Below are 20,246 nucleotides of genomic sequence, written 5' to 3'. Positions count from 1 at the left end.
GATTGGCAGGAACGCTGATTGCGCAGTTTTTGCTGGTGCCGGCGGCGGCGGTGATTGTGGGGATGGCGAAGGGATTGTAATGAAATCTGCACCAATAAGGAATGCAAAAAATTAATTATTAAAAATTAAATATTTAAATTCACATACGCTGTAAAATAGAAATACAAATATTCACTTAACCAATTTCCCCAACTCACATTATGGCAACTCCAAAAGTATTTATTAGTTCAACATGTTTCGATCTTGGTGAAATAAGAGAGCAATTAACTAGGTTTGTGAGATCATATGGATTTGACCCAATCTTAAGTGAACATGGTGACGTTTTTTACAAACCAGAGTTTCACACACATGAGTCCTGCATTCATGAAGTTTCAAATTGTCATCTTTTTATCCTAATAATAGGCGGGCGATTCGGCGGAGAGTATGTCTCGGATAAGAGCAAATCCATTACCAATGCCGAGTATTCTGCAGCACGGCAAACAAACATGCCCGTATTTACTTACATTAAAAATAATTTACTATCAAATCACAATCTATATCAGAAAAATAAAAAGCATGCTTTTGCAGCAAATATTGAATATCCAGCAATAGAGAAGCAAGAACATGCAGTAGATATTTTTAAGTTCATTGATGAGGTCAGAAGAAATCCTACAAACAATGCTATCGAAGGATTCGATAATTTCCAGGGAATAGAAAATCATCTCAGAAAGCAATGGGCGGGGATGTTTTTTGATTTACTAAGATCAAGAGAAATTGCAGCACAAATGGACGTTACTAACCAGCTAATATCTGGCATAAGAACATCAAGTCAAAAACTTGAGGATTTAGTGAAAAGTCTATATATATCATCAAACAAAGTTGATGCGGAAAAAGAAATAGCTTCGATTGAAGTGATTAGCGATATTGAATCATTTTATGAAAGCGTTCTCCACCCAAACTGGATTAAAGATGGGAAATATTTGCTGAATATTGAAAATTTTGATTTGATAAAAATTTCCAAAATCTCCCCATCCAAGAAAAAATGGCATGAGTATTTAGTGGATACCGGGCTTTTCAGATACGACCAATTTCCGCTCGACGTTGACGATGAGGCGCAGGGATTTAGCGATGCAGTAACATGCCTAGCCACTATCGAAAGTAATAGTTTTTTCATGATAGGGATCGAAGATGAGGAGAATCAAGAAATTTCATCAATATTTCAAAGATGCATACAGTCATCATCAGCAAAACAGAGAGAAAAAGCGCTACGTAGAATATTTGAAAAATACGCTGCATTTAGTTCGAAAAAAATATTAAATAAAATCAACAATTCACCCTTCGATTAATAAAAATAATATTCCACATAGCTACAATACAAAAAAGCCGCTGTCTCCCGACAGCGGCTTTCTCATTCCCACCCCAGCAGCAGCGCCCTTAACCAAGGCGCCGCGCCGAAAATAGCTGAATTACCCCACAAATTTCCGCGCATTCCTGAACATGCGCATCCACGGCGAATCCTCGCCCCACGCCTCAGGGTGGTAGGACTGTTGAACGCTGCGGAACACGCGCTCCGCGTGCGGCATCAGCACCGTGAAGCGGCCGTCTGGCGTGGTGACCGAGGTGATGCCTTCCGGCGAGCCGTTCGGGTTGTACGGGTACGCTTCCGTGGCGACGCCCTTGTTGTCGACAAAGCGCATGGCTTTGGTGACCTGGGTGATGTCGCCCGTTTGCGAGAAGTCGGCGTAGCCTTCGCCGTGGGCGATGGCGATGCCGGCTTGGGTGCCGGCCATGCCGTTGAAGAAGATCGATGGGGAATCCATCACTTCGACCATGGCAAAGCGGCCTTCGAATTTCTCCGACTTGTTGCGCGTGAACTTGGGCCAAGCGTGGGCGCCGGGGATGATGGATTTCAGATTGCTCATCATCTGGCAACCGTTGCAGATGCCCAGGCCGAAGCTGTCCGTGCGGTTGAAGAAGCGCGCGAACTGTTCCGCCAGGCTGGCGTTGAACAGGATCGTTTTCGCCCAGCCTTCGCCCGCGCCCAGCACGTCGCCGTACGAGAAACCGCCCACGGCGATAACGCCCTGGAAGTCATCCAGTTTCACGCGGCCGGCAATCAGGTCGCTCATGTGCACGTCGACAGCGGTAAAACCTGCCTGGTGCATCACGTAGGCCGTCTCGATATGCGAGTTGACGCCCTGCTCGCGCAGGATGGCGACACGCGGACGCACGCCGGTGGCGATGAATGGCGCGGCGATGTTGTCGTTCTGATCGAAGGTGACGATAGGCGACATGCCCGGATCTTGCGCGTCCAGCAGGCGGTCGTATTCGGCGTCCGCGCAGGCAGGATTGTCGCGCAGGCGGGCGATGCGCCAGCTCGTTTCGCTCCACAGGCGGTGCAGTTCGGCGCGTGGCTGTGTGTAAATCAGCTTGGCGTCGCGCGTGAATTCGATCACATCGCGGTCGTTCAATTTGCCGATGATATGGCTGCAGGCGCCCAGGTTAAATGTGCGCAGCACATCCATGACGAGCGACTTTTCTTCCGCGCGCACCTGGATCACGGCGCCCAGCTCTTCGCTGAACAAGGCGCGCAAGGTCAGTTCATTGCGGCGTTCCGCTACCTGGCCGGCCCAGTTCTTGGCGTCGCCCCAGTCGCTCGAATGCTCGCCTTCCATGGTCAGCATGTCCAGGTTGACGGACATGCCTGTGTGGCCGGCGAAGGCCATTTCCGTCAGGGTGGCGTACAGGCCGCCGTCCGAACGGTCATGGTAGGCCAGCAGCTTGTCGTCGCTGTTCAATTTCTGGATGGCGGCGAAGAAGCCTTTCAGGTCTTCCGCGCTGTCGACGTCCGGCGTGGCGTTGCCTAGCTGGCCCATGACTTGCGCCAGCGCCGAAGCGCCCAGGCGGTTCTTGCCGCGACCCAGGTCGATCAAGATCAGCGACGTGTCGCCCTTGTCCGTTTTCAGTTGCGGCGTGAGCGACTTGCGCACGTCCGTCACTGGCGCGAACGAGGAAACGATCAGCGACACCGGCGACGTGACGGATTTCGCCGCGCCCGTGCTTTCGTCTTTCCACGTCGTGCGCATCGACAGCGAATCCTTGCCGACGGGGATGCTGATGCCCAGCGCCGGGCACAGCTCCATGCCGACGGCTTTGACCGTGTCGTACAAGGCCGCGTCCTGGCCAGGCTGGCCGCAGGCGGCCATCCAGTTGGCGGACAATTTGATGTCGGAGATATCGCTGATTGCCGCGGCAGCGATGTTGGTGACGGCTTCGCCCACGGCCATGCGGCCCGAGGCGGCGGCGTCGATGACGGCCAGCGGCGTGCGTTCGCCCATGGCCATCGCTTCACCCAGGTAACCTTCGAAGCTCATGGTGGTGACGGCGCAATCGGCCACCGGCACTTGCCATGGTCCCACCATCTGGTCGCGCACGGTCATGCCGCCCACGCTGCGGTCGCCGATGGTGATCAGGAAGGATTTGTCAGCCACGGTCGGCAGCAGCAGCACTTTTTGCGCCACATCCTTCAAGTCCATGCCCGTCAGGTCGATTGCAGGGAAATCGTTGGCCACGTGGACCACGTCGCGCTGCATCTTCGGCGGCTTGCCCAGCAAGACGTCCATCGGCATGTCGACCGGCTCGTTACCGAGTTCCGTGTCGATCAGTTTCAGTTGACGCTCTTCGGTGGCCACGCCCACGGCGGCGAACAGGCAGCGTTCGCGTTCGCACATGGCTTTGAACAGTGGCAGGCTTTCCGGCGCGATGGCGAGAACGTAGCGTTCCTGCGACTCATTGCTCCAGATTTCCTTCGGCGCCATGCCCGATTCTTCCAGCGGCACCTTGCGCAGGTCGAAAATCGCGCCGCGCTTGGCATCGTTGGTGATTTCAGGGAAAGCGTTCGACAAGCCGCCCGCACCCACGTCGTGGATCGAGATGATCGGATTATCAAGCCCCATTTGCCAGCAGGCGTTGATGACTTCCTGGGCGCGGCGTTCCATTTCAGGGTTACCGCGCTGGACGGAGTCGAAGTCCAGGTCGGCCGTGTTGCTGCCGGTGGTCATCGACGAGGCGGCGCTGCCGCCCATGCCGATGCGCATGCCCGGGCCACCGAGTTGCACCAGCAGGCTGCCGACGGGGATGTCGTTCTTGTGCGTGTGCTGCGCCGAGATATTGCCGATGCCGCCCGCGATCATGATCGGCTTGTGGTAGCCGAACACGGCGTCTTTATCTGTACCGACGTTCTGTTCATACGTGCGGAAGTAGCCGCCCAGGACCGGACGGCCAAATTCGTTCGAGAACGCGGCGCCGCCCAATGGGCCTTCGATCATGATCTGCAGCGGCGAAGCGATGCGCTCCGGTTTGCCGTATTGGTCCGCATCCGAGCGGCCAACCAGCGGCGCCGTCACGGAAGCTGCCGTTTCCCAGCTGCGCACGGCGTCCGGCAGCGACAGGTTCGAGACGGTGAAACCGGTCAGGCCAGCTTTTGGCTTGGCGCCGCGGCCCGTCGCGCCTTCGTCGCGGATCTCGCCGCCCGCGCCCGTGGAGGCGCCAGGGAATGGAGAGATTGCCGTCGGATGGTTATGCGTTTCCACCTTCATCAGGGTGTGCGTCAGTTCCGTCGATGCCGCGTATTCGTGCTTGTCACCGCGCGGATAGAAGCGCGAAACCGTCGCGCCTTCCATGATCGAGGAATTGTCGCTGTAGGCGACGACGGTGCCCTTCGGCTGCAGTTCGTGCGTGTTCTTGATCATGCCGAACAGCGACTTCGGTTGCGCCACGCCGTCGATGGTCCAGTCGGCGTTGAAGATCTTGTGGCGGCAATGCTCGCTGTTCGCCTGCGCGAACATCATCAGTTCCACGTCCGTCGGGTTGCGGCCAGCCTTGGTGAATGCGGCGTCCAGGTAGTCGATTTCGTCTTCCGACATCGCCAGGCCCAGTTCCGTGTTCGCCGTTTCCAGCGCGGCCTTGCCCTGCCCCAGCAAATCGATCGATTCGAGCGGGCGCGCTTCCAGGGTGCGGAACAGGTCCTTGGCGTCGTCCGCGCTGCGCAGCACGGATTCCGTCATGCGGTCGTGCAGCAGGTCGGCCACGGCTTGTACCTGCTCGTCCGTCAATTTGCCGGCGCCGATGGCGCTGCCCAGGATGCCCGATTTCAGGTTGATGCGGAAAGCGATGCCGCGTTCGACGCGCTTGATGTGCGCCATGCCGCAGTTGTGCGCGATGTCGGTGGCTTTCGAAGCCCACGGCGAAATCGTGCCGAAACGGGGGATGACGAAGAATTCTTCGGCAGCGCCTTCCGTATTGTCAGCCTGGGCCGGCTCGCCATACGTCAGCAAGGCGCCAAGGCGCGTGCTGTCGTCGTCGGTGAGAGGCGCGCTGGCATCGATGAAATGGACATAGCGTGCTTGAACGGCAACAATCGCAGGCGAGACGGCTTGCAGTTGGCTTAACAGACGGTGGCTACGGAAAACGGACAGGGCATTGGAACCCGGCAGTATCAACATGATTGGAAGGTGGTTGATGCAGCGTGGCTGCGGGTTAAAGGTAGGTATGACAATATCTTTCGTACGGCAAATTTCCTTTGCGCGCATTATACCCGTTTTACCCCTGCCTTATGACCGGAACTTGGCCCTTTGCCACCGTTTTGCCCCGCACAGCGGCAGTTTTTGACATGGCAACAACACCCTCAGCCGGTCATCAGGCGATCACATAGCGGTTCTTGCCTTGCCGCTTGGCCAGGTACAGGGCCTCGTCGGCCAGCCGGTAGCTGTGGCCCAGGTCCTTGCTCCGGTCCAGCTCGGCCACGCCCACGCTGATCGACACGAACTGTGCAGCCAGGAAAGCCTGGCTGACGGCTTCGACCAAGGCGCCGGCAAAGGCGCGCGCGTCTTCCCGGTCGCCCGCGTAGACGATGCCGAATTCCTCGCCGCCCAGGCGGCCGCACAGATGACCCTGCGCCTTGTCCGCGATGACGGCGGCCGTGCGCACGAGCACCGCGTCGCCCGCATCGTGGCCCTGCTGGTCGTTGATGATCTTGAAATTGTCGATGTCGATCATCAGGAAATGCAGCTTGCCGCCATGAGTTGCGCCATGCATCTGCTGGGCGCGCTGCGTGAACATGCGGCGGTTGTTCAGGCCCGTCAGGCTGTCCTGGAATGCCAGCCGCGTCAATTCCACCTTGGAGTGATAGTTACGCAAGCGCAATAAACTGAAGCTGACATTGAGCGCCAGCCCGAACAGCACGCTGACGGCGATCATCAAGGGCACCCAGGATTGGTCGGGCAAGCCCGCGTTGACGGGATACAGGCCATGGCCCACGTTCCACCACACGCCGGCCACCACGGCCAGGTAGCTGAGACCGCCATTGAAGATGGAGGCGATGGCCAGGGTCATGAAGACGCCCACCGGCAAGACCCAGAAGCTGGCGTGATGGACGGCGTCGGCCATGGTGCGCAAGCCAAAAGTCAAGGCCAGCACGGCGCAGGCACCCGTAACGGTCAGCACGGGCAAGGTGGTGCAGCGGTAGCGCACGACCAGGCTGATCAACATGCCCAGCAGCGCCAGCACGGCATGCGTGAGGTTGGGATGGTAAGCGGGCGGCATCAGCAGCCACGTCAGGCTGAAGGCGATGATGCCCAGCGCTTGCGTGACCATGCCGACCCGGTGCAATTCCGCAAAATAGGTATGCTGCTGTTCGCTGTTGCCGCCAAATGCGAGGGGGACGGCAACGCGCCGCAGGGAAGAAAGGTCAGGAACACGCATACGGGTATCGACACCAGAAAGAAGAAAAGCGCCCGGTACAGCCTTGCGCATGCCTGGCCGCAAGATTGTGCGGCATCCAACATTAGTTGTAATTAGGATACTATCATGCTAGTCAACTATGTGCTGGAATTTGCGGCGACGGCACTGGCGCGCAGCACAACGGTGCCATGAAATACAACGCTGCGCGCCACGGGATGCACCTTGCACCCTGCCCTACGCCCGATTGCACGCATTTTGCTGGCAGTGCCGGCCAGCTTTGCAGTATGCTGATAAGAAATAATGCTGCCGGGCCGAGACATATAAGAAGAGTTCCCGCAAATGACCGAACAGATGAACGAGAGCTGAACAATGCCAGAAACTAGCGACTTATCTGTCCTGATCGTCGACCCGAACCCCAGCATGCGGGGCAATCTGCACAATATGCTGAACCAGGCGGCCATCACCAAGGTGGAATATGCCGTCAATGCCGGCACGGCCATCCGCTTGCTGACGAAGAAACCGTTCGACATCATCCTGTGCGAATACGATCTTGGCAGCGGCACCGACGGCCAGGATGGCCAGCAATTGCTGGAAGACTTGCGCCACCATAAGCTGATCGGCCTGTGGACGATCTTCATCATGCTGACCTCGGAAGCCATCCACAGCAAGGTGATCAGCGCGGCCGAACTGACCCCGTCCGACTACATATTGAAACCGTTCACCGTCGACGTGCTGAGCGGACGCATCGCGCGCTCCATCGAGCGGCGCGCCATTTTTCTGCCGACCTATCAGCTGATCGACAAGGGCGACTTGCGCGAAGCCGTGAAAAGCTGCCGCGCGGCCGAACTGCAGCACCCGCGCCTGGCGGCCGATTTCGCCCGCCTGCGCGCCGAGCTGCACATCGCCCTGGACGAATGGAAGGAAGCCGAACAGCTGTACGCCGACATGCTGGCCACGCGCCCCATGGCCTGGGCCCACCTGGGACTGGCGCGCACCCTGTTCGAACAGCAGCGCCACGAGGAAGCGCAGGACGCGCTGCTGGAACTGGTGGAGGTCTATCCCCGCTTCATGGCCGCCTATGACCTGCTGGCGCAAAACCATGAAGCCATGGGCCAGCAGCTGCAGGCAAAGAAAATCCTCGAGGACGCGGTGGCCATCTCGCCGCACATGGTACGCCGCTTGCGCCACCTGGGCGGTATCGCTTTCGACACGGGCGACATCGGCGCGGCCGAACGCGCCTACAAGCAGGTGGTGACGAAGGCAAAATACTCGGAATTCCGCGACCCGGAAGACCACGTCAACCTGGTGAAAACGCTGGTCAAGAAAGGCGATGCGCCGCAGGCCAGCGGTGTGCTGCGCGACATGGAACGCTCCTTGCGCGGTGGCGCCAACGTGGAAGCGTGCCGCGCCATCTCGGCCGCCATGCTGCATGAATTGTCGGGCAACGACATCGCCGCCGCCACCGAACTGCAGCTGGCCGCCGCCGCCCTGGACACGGCGCGCGGCCTGTCGACGCAGCTGAAGGTGGGTCTCGTGCAAAGCTGCCTGAAAAACAACCTGGAACAGGCGGCGTCCGACGTCATGATGAAACTCGTCAACGAAGCCGACAGCGACGTGACGATGGAAGCGGCCGTCGACGTCTTTGAAAAAGCGGGCCGCCACGACCTGGCGCAAGGCATGGGCCAGCAGATCACGAACCAGGTACAGGAACTGATGCAGGATGCGGCCAGCAAGTCGGAAAGCGGAGAGCTCAAGGGAGCCGTATTCGTGCTGCGCCAGGCCTTGCGCAAAACCCCAGGCAACCTGCCCGTGCTGTTCGCCTCCGTCGACGCCATCCTGCGCCAGCTCAACATGCTGGGCTGGGAAGCCCCGCTGGCCGAACAGGCGCAGCACCAGATGCAGGTGATCCGCAAGATCGATCCCAAGCATCCGAAGCTGGAGTCGCTCAAGCAGCAGTACGAGGCGACGCAGCACAAGTATGGTATTGCTACCTGATGTGAAGAACGCACTGCAAACCTGCTGCGCAGCCCACTCTCGGGTCGGCGTTGCTCGCCGTACTAAAGTACGGCTGCGCTACTCAACCCGACATTGGGCTTGCTCGCGACGGTTTTCAGAGGCGTCGTGGCGTGCGTTGACGTCAAAAACGCACAGCCCATTTCCGATCATTCACGTAGGTCGGACACGTAGATCTGATTAGCSTAGCGTAATCCGACACCATTGTTGGCTCCGTAGTGTCGGATTACGCGGCGTGCCGCCGCTAATCCGACCTACGCACTTGATCAGCCCCGCGATATTAACGCTCGCCCCTGAGCGTGTAGACCGGCTTCTCGGACTCGCCCTTCTCCGCCATCGCCAGCACGCGCTGCAGTTCCTTGCGCTCGTTGCCCTCCTTGGCCGATGACACCAGGTTGCGCAGGATGGCGAGATGCGCCGTCTGCAGCGCCTGTGCCGCCGGCACGGCGATGTCCGGTTTCACGCCGACATGCTCCCAGTTGGTTTTGGTGACGGCATTGGTCGTGCGCGCGGTCGGAATCGCGACAATGATGTCCTGCCCTACGTTGTACCAGCTCACGGGATTGGAGCCGCCGCCGGTGGTTTCTCCAACCACCGTCCCCCGTTTCTGCGCCTGGATGCCATAGGAGAAATCCTCGCCGCCGGAAAACGTGCGGGCCGAGGTCAGCACGTACACGGGCTTGTCGTAACGCTGTGCGACCGTCTTCACGGTCCAGAACTGCCGCGTCGTACCGGTCGGGCGATCGTACATGTCGATCAGGTGACGCTCGTCGCCGAACGGGAAGAAATGACTCATCAGATAAGCCACGCTGGCCGGGCTGCCGCCGCCGTTGCGGCGCAGGTCGAGGATCAGCGCATCCGTCCCCGCCATGAGCGACATCGCCGCCGTGTACGCCGCGGCGACGAATTCCGGACCGCCGAAGCCGCGCAGCTCGATATAGCCGACGTTGCCGGGAAGGCGTTCGATCTTCTCGATGTCATAGCCGCGCCGGGTGGTCTGGTCGCGCCATTCGTCAATCTTGGCGCGGCTGGGCACTTCGGCGGCACCGCTGCGCTCACGAAGACCTTCGTAAAACGCGGCGCCGAAATGCAAGTCACCGCTCAATTCCCGCAAATCCTTGGCCAGCGCCGCACTGAAGGCCTTCACGTTGGCGGCGGTCGCATAGCCTCCTTCGGCATTTTTCCTGGCAATCGCACTGCCGACCCGTTCGGCCACCGCTGGCTCGATGTAATTCGCGTTCATTTTCACTGCCAGTGTCTGCACGATCGCCGTGCGATCGGCCGCGTTCAAGGCGGTGTCCTCCGCCGCAAAGGCGTGCAACGACAACAGCGTGCCCAATACGATTGCTGCGACAAACTTCTTTCTACCTGACATACATTCCTCCAAGTTGGACTACGAAGCATTTGATCGTTGTGTGAAAAAGTGCGCGAGGCTGCATCATTCGGGTTACTCGTCAGGTGTTGTCGTGCCTGCGTCAGAGCGGACATCCAGGCGCAGCCTGCCATCGCGGATGCGCGCGCCGAAGGAACGCGTCTCGAGTACGGCGATCGCCTGTGCAAGGCAGTCGGACAAGGGAAACGCCAGTTCCGCATCGAGGCTGTCGGCCGCGGACTTGGTCGCCTGCCAGCACAACCGCAGGCGCGGCAGCAGCGCTGCGCCAGCGGCGCTGAGGCGCACCACGCGCTGCCTGCCGTCTTCGCCGCCGGCGGCTACCGCCAGCAGGCCCTTCTTCACCATCAAAGCCACTGTCTGGGTCGCGGCGGGCTGCGTGAGGCCGCCCAGGGCCGCCAACTCTCCGATGGTCGCGCTCGGCTGTTCGGCCAGCACCCGCATCACCGGCGTGTAGCGCGGCCGGTAATCGAGCCCCGCTTCCACGTAGGCCTGCTCGACCGCGCCGTCGAGCAGTTCGATGAGATGTCTTAATTGCGTGCCTAGTCCAGGTTTCATGCAACCATGGTAGCACCGTTTATATAAGAGCTTATATAAATATTTAAAAACTCCTGAAGCAGGCTACAAGCTACCGACGATGGTCTGAGCGAAGCAGCTGCATGTGCACGTTATCAGTTAGCGATGATGGATTCTTGGCAATAGGTTCACTGCCACTGCAGTGCCTGCATCAGCGCGGGAGTTTATAGCGTACCAGCAGCGTAGCTCCCTTGCCGCCAGGTGGCGTCAGCAGTATCTCGTCACCCGGCTGCATCTCTTCATACATCACCGTGCAACAGGTCGGCATCGAGTGGCCGCGCGCCGGATAAACGCCAACCTCGGTGTGCAGGTTTGCGGCGCGTACTTCCACGCTCGACTTGCCAGCCTTTGCTTCGTCTTGCAGCAGTTTGCGCAGTACGGTGACAAAGTCCCCTTTGCTGAGCCTGGCAGGCGCCTGGTTAGCTTGCGGGCGAGTCGTTGCGTCGTTTTTCATGGCAATTTCTTTCAGTGTATACATTTCCGCCACTATATCATTCGCCCTTGGGGCAATGCGAGCAAGGGGCGGAGCGAGGCCATCACATTCGACCGACGCAGCCGCGGCAGAGCGCCTGCGATGAGGCTGCCATCATGATCGGCGCGACATGGCATCTGGCGCCTGGCCAAAGCAGAAGCTTCGCTGGCCACTAACATGCTCTCAGTAATGAAGCGACCAGCCATTTGGAGTAAAGTGCTGCATCCAGCGGATTGACCCGCCGGTTTGAATTGCCAACGGCAGTAGCCAACAGCAGACATTGAAAACGTTAACGTTTTGTGCGGTTCAAGCACCTAGAGGAAAATCATGGCAGGAAAATTTTTGAGCCGAGGCGCGCTAGTCCACCTTATCAAGAGTCAGGAACGAACTAATGCTATTCAAAAGCGCGATGGATTAACCCAGCACCCGGTGCGAACAACTGTGTGTGGCTGCCCTGACCCTGATTGCGGTGGCTGGCATACCATACTGATTGAGAAAAACGTGCCAACCGAAGACGAATGCAGGTCGATTTTGCAACGTGAAAAGATCAAAAGAAAGGGCTAGTTGCGTATGCCGAATCTGGCCAAGAGCGGATGTTGAATAAGTTTGCGATGGGCAAGAACACAAGTTGTTTAATTCAGGGGCGTGCAGTCGCCCATTTCTAAATATGGAATCAATGACAGTGATGGCAATAAAGTGGAGGAACCAGGAGGTGCGAAGCCACAATGGCCTCGTGTGCAGCAACGGTGACATCTACGAAGTGCACGAAACCTGGATGGCCAGAGTACATGAAAAACAGGAGCTTGGCGGTTGGCTCAATGTCGCGATTCTGGCGCAAGAAGAGCTGTATGGTGGTCAGTACATAGTCAAGTGCGGAGAGGCTGCGGAACACGGCTCAATCGGCGTAGTCGTTTTGGAATCGCTGCAAAATCATGAACCTGTTTGGACGTTTGTTTCGGATCAATCCAATCCATTTGATCAAATAACAATCAAGGGCGGCTGGGTTGTGGTGCTGTCAACGTCAGGCGCCGTGTTACGGTTTGGTGCGCCAATGAGGGAGGCAAGGCTTCTGCTTACGCGTACTTCGATCCATGGCTCTAACGACGGGCGCTTGTAAAGTGGTGAGAGGCTGCGCGTCCGCTATGCTTAGGTGATGCCTTTTAGTCAGCCTCCGGCCAAGAGCAGCCGTTCAATGATCGGTTCAATTATGAAATTTATGCAATACGATGTAGTTAAGATTGTGGCATTCAACGTGCAACAGGCCACATTTTCTGATGCATTCAATCTTCGGCGGCCTGCAATCGCTGACGTCGCAACCATCATTGAAATTTACTCATTACCTCCGGGTTACGAGTTGGAATGCAGTGATGCACACGGTATTACACAATGGCTAGTTGCGTTTCGACCTGAAGATGTAGTGCTCGAGTTGCATCGCTAATTCGACCGAGATCGGCCAGAAGCCGCCGTTCGCCGATGTAAAAACTGAAACATCCTTCTTCCTAGAGCATCGATTTGGACAAGATGATTGTTTTGCGAATTTCCGATAATAGTGGCGTAGACTTGAATGGCGTCAAACTACATTCAACAACTGAGGTCGCGGAAGCTCTTGAGAAAATCTCCGCCGAGAACCCGGACATGGCAGTTTCTGTCGAGGCCACCGATTCCAAATGGTATGAATCTCTCGGGAAGGCCATTTACGGTAGCCACCGGGCGGGGTTTTCAGGTGAACGGTTTCGCGTACTTATCGATGGCAAGCCTCTGGAAGCCTGACATGAACCTCGGTTACTCCACCGCCTGCTACCGGCCTATCGTGTTGAAAAACGCGGGTAGGTTGACGTTTAGTTAGAAATTCTGACAGCCTAGACTGGCCAGAACCGCCGCTATTGAACGATCTCCGACTGTTTGGAGGTCTGAGACCTCCCGAAATTGTTGCCGATCGACTTCTTCAACACAATAGGCCAAAAGCGGACGGTCAGTCGCCGCGGTTTTGCTTGAGCATGTCCTCGATCAGGACGGCAGGATATTGGTCAGACCTGCCGCTTTATCCCCGGTATTGCAGCGTAGACGTGCAGCACATCTCCATCAATATGTATCACCTGCGCCGGTGTTCCTTCGAACACGGGCGCAAGCAGCAAGGGGCGCAGGTCGCCACTTGCCACTGCCGCATCAAGAAATACCAGCAGCTCAGTGACGCTGGCCTGCGCCACACGGCCCTGGAAGATAACGCGCTTGCCGGCATGTGCGACCAGCTTGTGGGCCACGTAATATGCTGGCGCCGTCAACTGCATCCGCAAGTCGGTCATCGAATCGTATGCGACCAGCGGGCCGCCGCGCAGGACAGGCGCCAGCATGCTGAAAAACAGCGCATCGGCATCCGGTCCCGGCGCGACTTCCTGCTTTGCCAGCGCCGCAAAAGTGTACTCGTTCTTCATGCAGCCCTGGCCTGGTATGGGATGTGCCGACGAACGTCGATGTGTGCGGTTTTCATGGGCAAAGCATAGCACGGCGAGCAAGCATTCATTTGAATGCCGGTTGTGGCAGCCTTCAAGCATACGTGAGATCAAATGCTTCAATCCCACGCCAATTTCAACAGACCGCAAACGAACTTTGAAGGTCCGCTTGGGGGCCAGGCTGTGTGAAAACCCGAGTTTTTGTATCGGGAGCGGCCGCTCCGTGCAAGCCTCCGATTTTCCCCGACGTGCGAGTCGAAGTTAAAAAGGGCTCACGCCCCCAACAACGCCGCTTTCAGCCCCTGATTTCCCATGATGTTCACCATGCGTTTCAAGTTGTAGGCTAGAACATGTAAGCTCATCTCTGTTTTCACGCGTGGTAACGTTCGAGTTAAAAAATGTGTAGCACCCATCCAAGCTTTTAACGTACCGAATGGATGTTCGACTGTTTGCCGCCTGATTCTCGCGACGTCTCCGTGCTCAGCTATCCGCTTGCTCATCCTATCGAGGGCGTCTTCGTGCTCCCAGCGGGCGATACGGCGATTTGCGCCGGTGGTGCACTGAGATTTCATCAGGCACTTGGGACAAGATGACGACCAGTATTTGTAAAACAGCAGCCCTTTTTCTAGCGTGCTGAATCGTCGGATTGCACGTTCTCCAGCAGGACATTGGAACTCGTCGCTCTCGGGCAGATATCGGAAGTCGCGTTTATCGAATAGCCCCTTTGCACGATTGCCCGAAGTGAGCGGTTTAGGAACTAATGGCACCATCCCCGATTCCTCGCACGCCAAAATTTCGGGACCGCTGTAATAGCCGCGATCAGCGTACACTTCTAGATGCTTCAGACCGATCACCTCATTGGCTTGCTTTGCCATTGACGCCAGCTGGGCGCGATCATTTCCTATGTTGGTGACTTCATGCGCCACGATCAAGTGGTGCTTTGTGTCGACGGCAGATTGCACGTTGTATCCGACGGTGGCGGTTCCGCGTCCGCTGGTCGACATCGAGCGTGCATCAGGATCAGTCAGCGAAATCTGCTGATCTGGCGTCTGCTTCAATTTCTTGTCGAGCTCACCCAGGCTTTCGATCTGCTCTTTCAGACCTGCGATTTTTTCTTTAATACGCATCACGCGAGTTGCGGGGACAAGCGCAGGATCACGGTCGGCGCGATCAAGCTCGTCCATGTAGCGCTTGATGCTTTCCTCGATCTGCTCAATGCGGGCTTCCAGCTTGTTGTTGGTGAAGTTTCGGTCGCGATTATTTACCGCTTTGAACTTGCTGCCATCGATTGCCACGCTGCTATCCGAGAAAACATCAAGCCTGCGACATACCTGGACGAATTGGCGGCACACTTTGCAGATGGCGGGGCCGTTATCTTTGCGAAAGTCAGCGATGGTTTTAAAGTCGGGAGATAGCCTCCCGGTCAACCACATCAGTTCGACATTACGCTGCGCCTCACGCTCCAGGCGGCGGCTGGACTGGATTCGATTGAGGTAACCATAGATGTAAATACCAAGGAGAACTGCAGGATGGTAGGACGGGCGACCGGTGCGTGCCGGGTCGGCACCGGCAAAGCCAAGGGTCCTGAGATCAAGCGCTTCAATGAATGCCTCTACAATCCGAACGATATTGTCCTCTGCAACGTAGTCATCCAGATGCTCGGGAAAGAGAACACTCTGGCTGCGGTCGGTTCCCTCGACAAAACGCTTCATCCTGCTCTCCTGATTACGTCAAATGAGCTATTAACGCTTCAGAAAAAATCTCGTTTACATTGGGGTGCGTTTTCACACACTCTGGGGCGAAAGCAGACGAACACGACGGCCAGGGACAAGATGGCGAACAGCACTGATGCTATGACTAATGCAATGCTGCCCGACGGCTTCAGCTGCTCACCTTTCAGCACAGTCGGATTACGGCCCCGCTAGTCCGCCCTGCGTTCCACCCGCGCCACCACCAGCTCAATCAACTCCGCAATCAGCGGCCGGAACGTGGCCGCATTACCGCCCTGCCCCAGCATGACGGTGCGCGTGGTCAGGTGCGAGAAGACGGCGTCGAACAGGATTTGCGGCAGGTTGGAAAATGAGGTGTCGGGCGCGATGCGGCCCTGGGTGCGCTGCTGTTCCAGCAGGCGAAGGATGAGCGCATGCCACACTTGCGGGCCGTGTTCGTACCAGGTCTGGCCCACGGCTGGCACGGCGGCGGCGCCCGTGACGACGAGGCGGTAGAAATCCACGTGGCGGGGGCTGGTGACGACGGCCACCAGCTCATCGAGGATCAGCTGCAAGCCCTGTTCCAGGCCCGCTTGCGAGGTATCGAGCTGGCGCAGCGCGATGATGAAGTCGGCGCACAGATATTCGACCACGGCCACCAGCAGTTCCTGCTTGCTGCCGAAGTAACGGTAGGCGGTGGCTTTCGAGCCGCCCGCCTCGGCCACGATGGCGTCCATGCTGACGCCGTCGTAACCGGAGTCAAGAAAGAGTCTGGATGCCGCCACCAGCAGCTTGCGCCGCCGCTCCTCGCTTCGGGTACTCGGGGAAGCTGGAACGGTGCGCAACTGGGGCATGAAGCAAACTCTTACTGTGTCTTGGGAAGCGCGTATGCTATCACGTAATCCCCACGGTCCGGGCTCTGGCGGGCGCCGCCCGCGACCACCACGACGTACTGGCGGCCCGACTTGGGCGACACATACGTCATCGGCGTGCCTTGCGAACCGACGGGCATGCGCGCCTTCCACACTTCATGGCCGGTGGCGATATCCATGGCGCGCAGATAGTAATCCTGCGTGCCCGCATAAAACACGAGGCCGGACGCCGTGCTCATGCCGCCGCCCAGGGTCGGCATGCCCAGCGGGATGGGCAGCCGCGCCCGCACGCCGTTGACGACAGCATCCTGCACCGTACCGGCCGGACGCTCCCACACTTTTTTCTTGGTCTTGAGGTCGATGGCGGCAAACACGCCCCATGGCGGGCTTTGGCACGGTATGCCCAGCGGCGAATTGAAGGCCTTGTGGTCGATGACGAACGGCGTGCCATCCATCGGATAGGTGCTGCCCACGCCGTGGCCCGACGTCAGCTTGGCCACGTCCACCGTTTCGCGCGGCACCAGCTTGACCACTTGCGGCATGCGGATATCGTTGACAAACATATAGCCATTGCTTTCATCGACGGCCGCGCCGCCCCAGTTGAAGCCGCCATAGTAGCCGGGGTAGATCAAGGTCTCTTTCGTGCTTGGCGCCGTGAACTCGCCCTGGTAATTGAGCTTGCGGAAGCTGATGCGGCAGGCCAGCTGGTCGAAGAAGGTGGCGCCCCACATGTCGCGCTCCGTGAGCGTTTCCGCACCAAGGGCCGGCATGCCGATGGAGTATGGCTGCGTCTTGGCCACCCAGTCGCCGGCCGCGTGCTCCTGTGGCACGGGTTTTTCCACGACTTCCGCAATCGGTTTGCCCGTGCGGCGGTCCAGCATGAAGATCTGGCCACGCTTGGTCAGCTGCACCAGCGCGGGGATCTTGCCGCCCTTGCCGTCCGGGACGTCGTACAGCGCCGGCTGCGCGGCCACGTCATAATCCCAGATATCATGGTGGACGGTTTGATACGTCCAGCGTTCGCGGCCCGTGGCCATGTCGAGGGCAACGATGGCCGACGCGTATTTTTCCGTCAGCGGCGGACGCTTGCCACCCCAGAAGTCCGGCTGCTCGTTCCCCGTCGGCAGGTAGACCAGACCCAACTCATCATCGAACGCGGGCGCCGACCACATGTTCGGCGTGCTGCGCGTGTACGTCTGCCCTTCCGGCGGCAGCTTGGTGATGGCCGGATTGCCCAGGTCCCAGGCCCACACCAGTTCCCCCGTGTCGGCGCTGTAGGCGCGCACGACGCCCGATGGTTCATCGGTGGAGCGGCCATCGAACACCCAGCCGCCAAGGATGATCAGGTTGCGCGCCACCGTGGGCGCGGATGTGTAGGCGTAGTACGGCACGTTCATCTTGACCTTGCCCAGGCCGACGGTGAGGTCGACGGAACCCTTGTCGCCGAAGCCTTCGCACTGCTTGCCCGTCTGCGCGTCGATCTGGATCAGGCGCGCATCCATGGTCACTTGCACGATGCGCTTGGCGCACGCTCCTGCCACCGGCGCGCTGGCCGCCTGCATGCCGTCAAAATGGAACGGATTCGTCACCTTCGCCGGCTCGTAATAGCCGACACCGCGGCAACGGTTCCACGTCTTGATATTGGCCGGCTTCGGGTCGAAGGTCCAGCGTTCCTTGCCCGTATCGGCGTCGAGCGCGATGACCTTGCTCGTCGGCGTGCACGTATAGATGGTGTCGCCGATCTGCAGCGGCGTGTTTTGCGATTCGGACGCGCCTTCGGCCAGCTCGCCCGAGCGGTAGGTCCACGCCACTTGCAGCTTGTCGACATTCTGCTTGTCGATCTGCGTGTACGGCGCGAAGCGCGTGCCCTTCGGGCCATAGCCGTAATGCGCCCAGTTGGCGCTGCCGCCATTCACCGCCGCGATCGCATCCTGCTGCGGCTGCACGGTGGCGTCCAGCACGCCGTGCGGCTTGAACATGGCGGCGAAACCGGCCACCAGCACGACGGCAACCAGAGCCGCGAAACCGCGCGACTGGCCAGTGTGCTTGCGCCCCGCCAGCCACGGATGCAGCAAGGCGGCCACCAGGCCGATGACGAGGAACGGCGCCAGGCGCGGCACCATGGGCCAGAAGGCGAAGCCGATTTCCCACACGGCCCAGACCAGGGTGGCGATGACCAGCGCGGCGACGATGCCGCTCGCCAGCGGTTTGCGGCGCAGATACAGCACGCCGGCGAGGAGCAGGCCGAGACCGGCCAGCAGGTAGTACCAGGAACCGCCGAGGGTAATAAGTTCGATGCCGCCGGCGGCCAGGGCCAGACCGGAAAATCCGAGAAAAATGCCGAAAACCGTCAAGGCAAGCCGCTTGCCCCTGAAGACCGCCGGGATCGCCGGCGCTCCTTTATTTACTGAAGTGTCCATTTTTTATCCATGACGCCTCCCCTGCCCAGGCAAATACGCCGGGGATGGCTGTTTTTTTCAAATCTACGTAGTGAAACTGTACTGTACGGTTTCATTTTATGCCGATTTTTGATGCAAGGAAAGAAAAATTGACGCGGGAGCTTGATTTTTGGCGGGGATGGGGGTTGGCGGGGGTGTCGGATTACGCGCTTGCGCGCTAATCCGACCTACCCGACTACCGGACATGCGGATTGCGTAGGTTGGATTAGCGCAAAGCGCGTAATCCAACAAACACAGGTCAACCAGATAGCAGCCGTTTTTGCTTTTAAAGCATAGCGGTTGGAACGCCCGAAAAATGCCCAGGGCTAGGCGCCGCGTCGAAGACAGTACGAATAGTACGGCGAGACGCGGTAACAACGCCCTGGGCTTTTTCTCGAGCGTTACAAAGATGCCATGTCGATCACGAAACGATAGCGCACATCGCTCTTCACTACCCGCTCGAACGCCTCATTGATATCCTGGATGCGGATGATCTCGATGTCCGACACAATATTGTGCTTGCCGCAGAAATCCAGCATTTCCTGGGTTTCCTTGATCGAGCCGATCATGGAGCCGGACAGGCTGCGGCGCGCGCCCACCAGGCCGAAGGCACTGATCGGCGGCACAGCGCCGTCGGGGATGCCGACGATAACCATGTTGCCGTCGACTTTCAGCAGGTTGATGTACTGATTCCAGTCGATAGACGCGCCCACGGTGCAGATGATCAGATCAAACGTGCCGGCCAGTTTGGTGAACGTTTCCGCGTCGTTGGTGGCGTAGTAGTGGTCGGCGCCCAGGCGCAGGCCGTCTTCGCGCTTCGACAGGGTCTGGCTCAGCACCGTCACTTCGGCGCCCATGGCGTGGGCGATTTTCACGCCCATGTGGCCCAGACCACCCATGCCCAGGATGGCGACCTGCTTGCCAGGACCGGCTTTCCAGTGGTTCAGCGGCGAATACAGGGTGATGCCGGCGCACAGCAGCGGCGCCGCGGCGTCCAGCGGCAGGTTGTCGGGAATCGACAGCACATAGCCTTCCTTGACGACGATGCTGTCCGAGTAGCCGCCCTGCGTGGCCGTCTTGCCGTCCGCTTCCAGGCCGTTGTAGGTCTGGATCAGGCCTGGCATGTACTGTTCCAGGTCCACGTTGCGCGTCTTGCAGGTGGTGCACGAGTCGACGAAGCAGCCCACGCCCACGTGGTCGCCCACCTTGAACTTGCTGACGTTGGCGCCGACGGCCGTGACGACGCCGGCGATTTCATGGCCGGGCACCATCGGGAAAGCGGCGCCGCCCCATTCGTCGCGCGCCTGGTGGATATCGGAATGGCACACGCCACAGTATTTGATCGAGATGGCCACGTCGTCTTCGCGCGGGGCGCGGCGCTCGAACGTGAACGGTTGCAGTGCGGAAGTCGGGCCCAGTGCGGCGTAGCCTTTGGCGATGGTGGTCATGAAAACTCCTGTGTCTAGATGTGTGTGGCGAGGGGTGACGCGTGCCATGCATGCGATTGCACAAGTGTGCCCGAGATGCCCGGCCACCGTTACCGCGATCCTGCAAGACCTTTGCACGATCCTCCAAATCTGCGTAAGATCAGCCCCTGCCCTTCTTC

At 58.6% G+C, this 20,246-nt stretch carries 14 protein-coding genes; 4 read left to right on the top strand and 10 right to left on the bottom strand.

Annotation, left to right across the window (positions count from 1 at the left end):
* The first annotated feature begins 200 nt into the window (after positions 1-200).
* Positions 201-1,325: a DUF4062 domain-containing protein gene (locus tag AC4BCN_RS14900; RefSeq protein ID WP_338678603.1), complete on the top strand. Its 1,125-nt coding sequence runs from the start codon at positions 201-203 to the stop codon at positions 1,323-1,325.
* A gap of 120 nt (positions 1,326-1,445) precedes the next feature.
* Here AC4BCN_RS14900 and purL read toward each other — a convergent pair whose 3' ends face one another.
* Complete coding sequence (gene purL, locus AC4BCN_RS14895) at positions 1,446-5,483, bottom strand: phosphoribosylformylglycinamidine synthase (RefSeq protein ID WP_490491061.1); 4,038 nt, start codon at positions 5,481-5,483, stop codon at positions 1,446-1,448.
* A 193-nt stretch (positions 5,484-5,676) separates the two neighbouring features.
* Positions 5,677-6,741: a GGDEF domain-containing protein gene (locus tag AC4BCN_RS14890; protein WP_490491060.1), complete on the bottom strand. Its 1,065-nt coding sequence runs from the start codon at positions 6,739-6,741 to the stop codon at positions 5,677-5,679.
* Positions 6,742-7,089: 348 nt separating this feature from the next.
* Here AC4BCN_RS14890 and AC4BCN_RS14885 point away from each other — a divergent pair, with 348 nt between their 5' ends.
* Positions 7,090-8,715, top strand: coding sequence for a response regulator (locus AC4BCN_RS14885; protein WP_490491059.1), 1,626 nt, complete (start codon positions 7,090-7,092; stop codon positions 8,713-8,715).
* A 298-nt stretch (positions 8,716-9,013) separates the two neighbouring features.
* Here the strand turns inward: AC4BCN_RS14885 and AC4BCN_RS14880 are convergent, their stop codons facing one another.
* From AC4BCN_RS14880 to AC4BCN_RS14870, 3 genes are all read right to left on the bottom strand, one after another.
* Positions 9,014-10,072, bottom strand: coding sequence for a S41 family peptidase (locus tag AC4BCN_RS14880; protein WP_490491058.1), 1,059 nt, complete (start codon positions 10,070-10,072; stop codon positions 9,014-9,016).
* A gap of 108 nt (positions 10,073-10,180) precedes the next feature.
* Positions 10,181-10,681 (bottom strand): MarR family winged helix-turn-helix transcriptional regulator, encoded by a 501-nt coding sequence (locus AC4BCN_RS14875; RefSeq protein WP_490491057.1) that lies wholly within the window; start codon positions 10,679-10,681, stop codon positions 10,181-10,183.
* Positions 10,682-10,850: 169 nt separating this feature from the next.
* Positions 10,851-11,153, bottom strand: a complete 303-nt coding sequence (locus AC4BCN_RS14870) for an HNH endonuclease (protein ID WP_490491056.1) — start codon at positions 11,151-11,153, stop codon at positions 10,851-10,853.
* 793 nt (positions 11,154-11,946) lie between these two features.
* On the opposite strand from AC4BCN_RS14870, the gene AC4BCN_RS14865 reads away from it, so the two are divergent.
* Positions 11,947-12,288, top strand: a complete 342-nt coding sequence (locus AC4BCN_RS14865; protein ID WP_338678598.1) for a hypothetical protein — start codon at positions 11,947-11,949, stop codon at positions 12,286-12,288.
* Positions 12,289-12,683: 395 nt separating this feature from the next.
* Entirely contained in the window at positions 12,684-12,941 is a 258-nt protein-coding gene (locus AC4BCN_RS14860) for a hypothetical protein (RefSeq protein ID WP_139091907.1), read from the top strand.
* Positions 12,942-13,198: 257 nt separating this feature from the next.
* Here the strand turns inward: AC4BCN_RS14860 and AC4BCN_RS14855 are convergent, their stop codons facing one another.
* The 5 genes from AC4BCN_RS14855 to AC4BCN_RS14835 form a co-directional block, all read right to left on the bottom strand.
* Positions 13,199-13,603 carry a hypothetical protein gene (locus AC4BCN_RS14855; RefSeq protein WP_034748574.1) on the bottom strand — a complete coding sequence of 135 codons (405 nt, stop codon included), beginning with the start codon at positions 13,601-13,603 and terminating at the stop codon, positions 13,199-13,201.
* Between the two features lie 290 nt (positions 13,604-13,893).
* Positions 13,894-15,333, bottom strand: coding sequence for an IS1182 family transposase (locus AC4BCN_RS14850; protein ID WP_338678595.1), 1,440 nt, complete (start codon positions 15,331-15,333; stop codon positions 13,894-13,896).
* 209 nt (positions 15,334-15,542) lie between these two features.
* Positions 15,543-16,184 (bottom strand): TetR/AcrR family transcriptional regulator, encoded by a 642-nt coding sequence (locus AC4BCN_RS14845; protein ID WP_128139372.1) that lies wholly within the window; start codon positions 16,182-16,184, stop codon positions 15,543-15,545.
* Between the two features lie 11 nt (positions 16,185-16,195).
* Positions 16,196-18,622, bottom strand: a complete 2,427-nt coding sequence (locus AC4BCN_RS14840; protein ID WP_490491055.1) for a membrane-bound PQQ-dependent dehydrogenase, glucose/quinate/shikimate family — start codon at positions 18,620-18,622, stop codon at positions 16,196-16,198.
* 419 nt (positions 18,623-19,041) lie between these two features.
* Complete coding sequence (locus tag AC4BCN_RS14835; protein WP_072453737.1) at positions 19,042-20,088, bottom strand: NAD(P)-dependent alcohol dehydrogenase; 1,047 nt, start codon at positions 20,086-20,088, stop codon at positions 19,042-19,044.
* Between the last annotated feature and the right edge of the window lie 158 nt (positions 20,089-20,246).

This window comes from Janthinobacterium sp. Bl 1 (genome assembly GCF_058215535.1).
This window is presented reverse-complemented; position numbering and strand designations above follow the sequence as displayed.

Bases quoted from the DNA above. Each gene is read 5' to 3' on its own strand.
- purL (WP_490491061.1), bottom strand. From the start codon at position 5,483: ATGTTGATACTGCCGGGTTCCAATGCCCTGTCCGTTTTCCGTAGCCAC.
- AC4BCN_RS14865 (WP_338678598.1), top strand. From the start codon at position 11,947: ATGGCCAGAGTACATGAAAAACAGGAGCTTGGCGGTTGGCTCAATGTC.
- AC4BCN_RS14875 (WP_490491057.1), bottom strand. From the start codon at position 10,681: ATGAAACCTGGACTAGGCACGCAATTAAGACATCTCATCGAACTGCTC.
- AC4BCN_RS14885 (WP_490491059.1), top strand. From the start codon at position 7,090: ATGCCAGAAACTAGCGACTTATCTGTCCTGATCGTCGACCCGAACCCC.
- AC4BCN_RS14850 (WP_338678595.1), bottom strand. From the start codon at position 15,333: ATGAAGCGTTTTGTCGAGGGAACCGACCGCAGCCAGAGTGTTCTCTTT.
- AC4BCN_RS14890 (WP_490491060.1), bottom strand. From the start codon at position 6,741: ATGCGTGTTCCTGACCTTTCTTCCCTGCGGCGCGTTGCCGTCCCCCTC.
- AC4BCN_RS14845 (WP_128139372.1), bottom strand. From the start codon at position 16,184: ATGCCCCAGTTGCGCACCGTTCCAGCTTCCCCGAGTACCCGAAGCGAG.
- AC4BCN_RS14900 (WP_338678603.1), top strand. From the start codon at position 201: ATGGCAACTCCAAAAGTATTTATTAGTTCAACATGTTTCGATCTTGGT.
- AC4BCN_RS14870 (WP_490491056.1), bottom strand. From the start codon at position 11,153: ATGAAAAACGACGCAACGACTCGCCCGCAAGCTAACCAGGCGCCTGCC.
- AC4BCN_RS14840 (WP_490491055.1), bottom strand. From the start codon at position 18,622: ATGGACACTTCAGTAAATAAAGGAGCGCCGGCGATCCCGGCGGTCTTC.
- AC4BCN_RS14855 (WP_034748574.1), bottom strand. From the start codon at position 13,603: ATGAAGAACGAGTACACTTTTGCGGCGCTGGCAAAGCAGGAAGTCGCG.
- AC4BCN_RS14835 (WP_072453737.1), bottom strand. From the start codon at position 20,088: ATGACCACCATCGCCAAAGGCTACGCCGCACTGGGCCCGACTTCCGCA.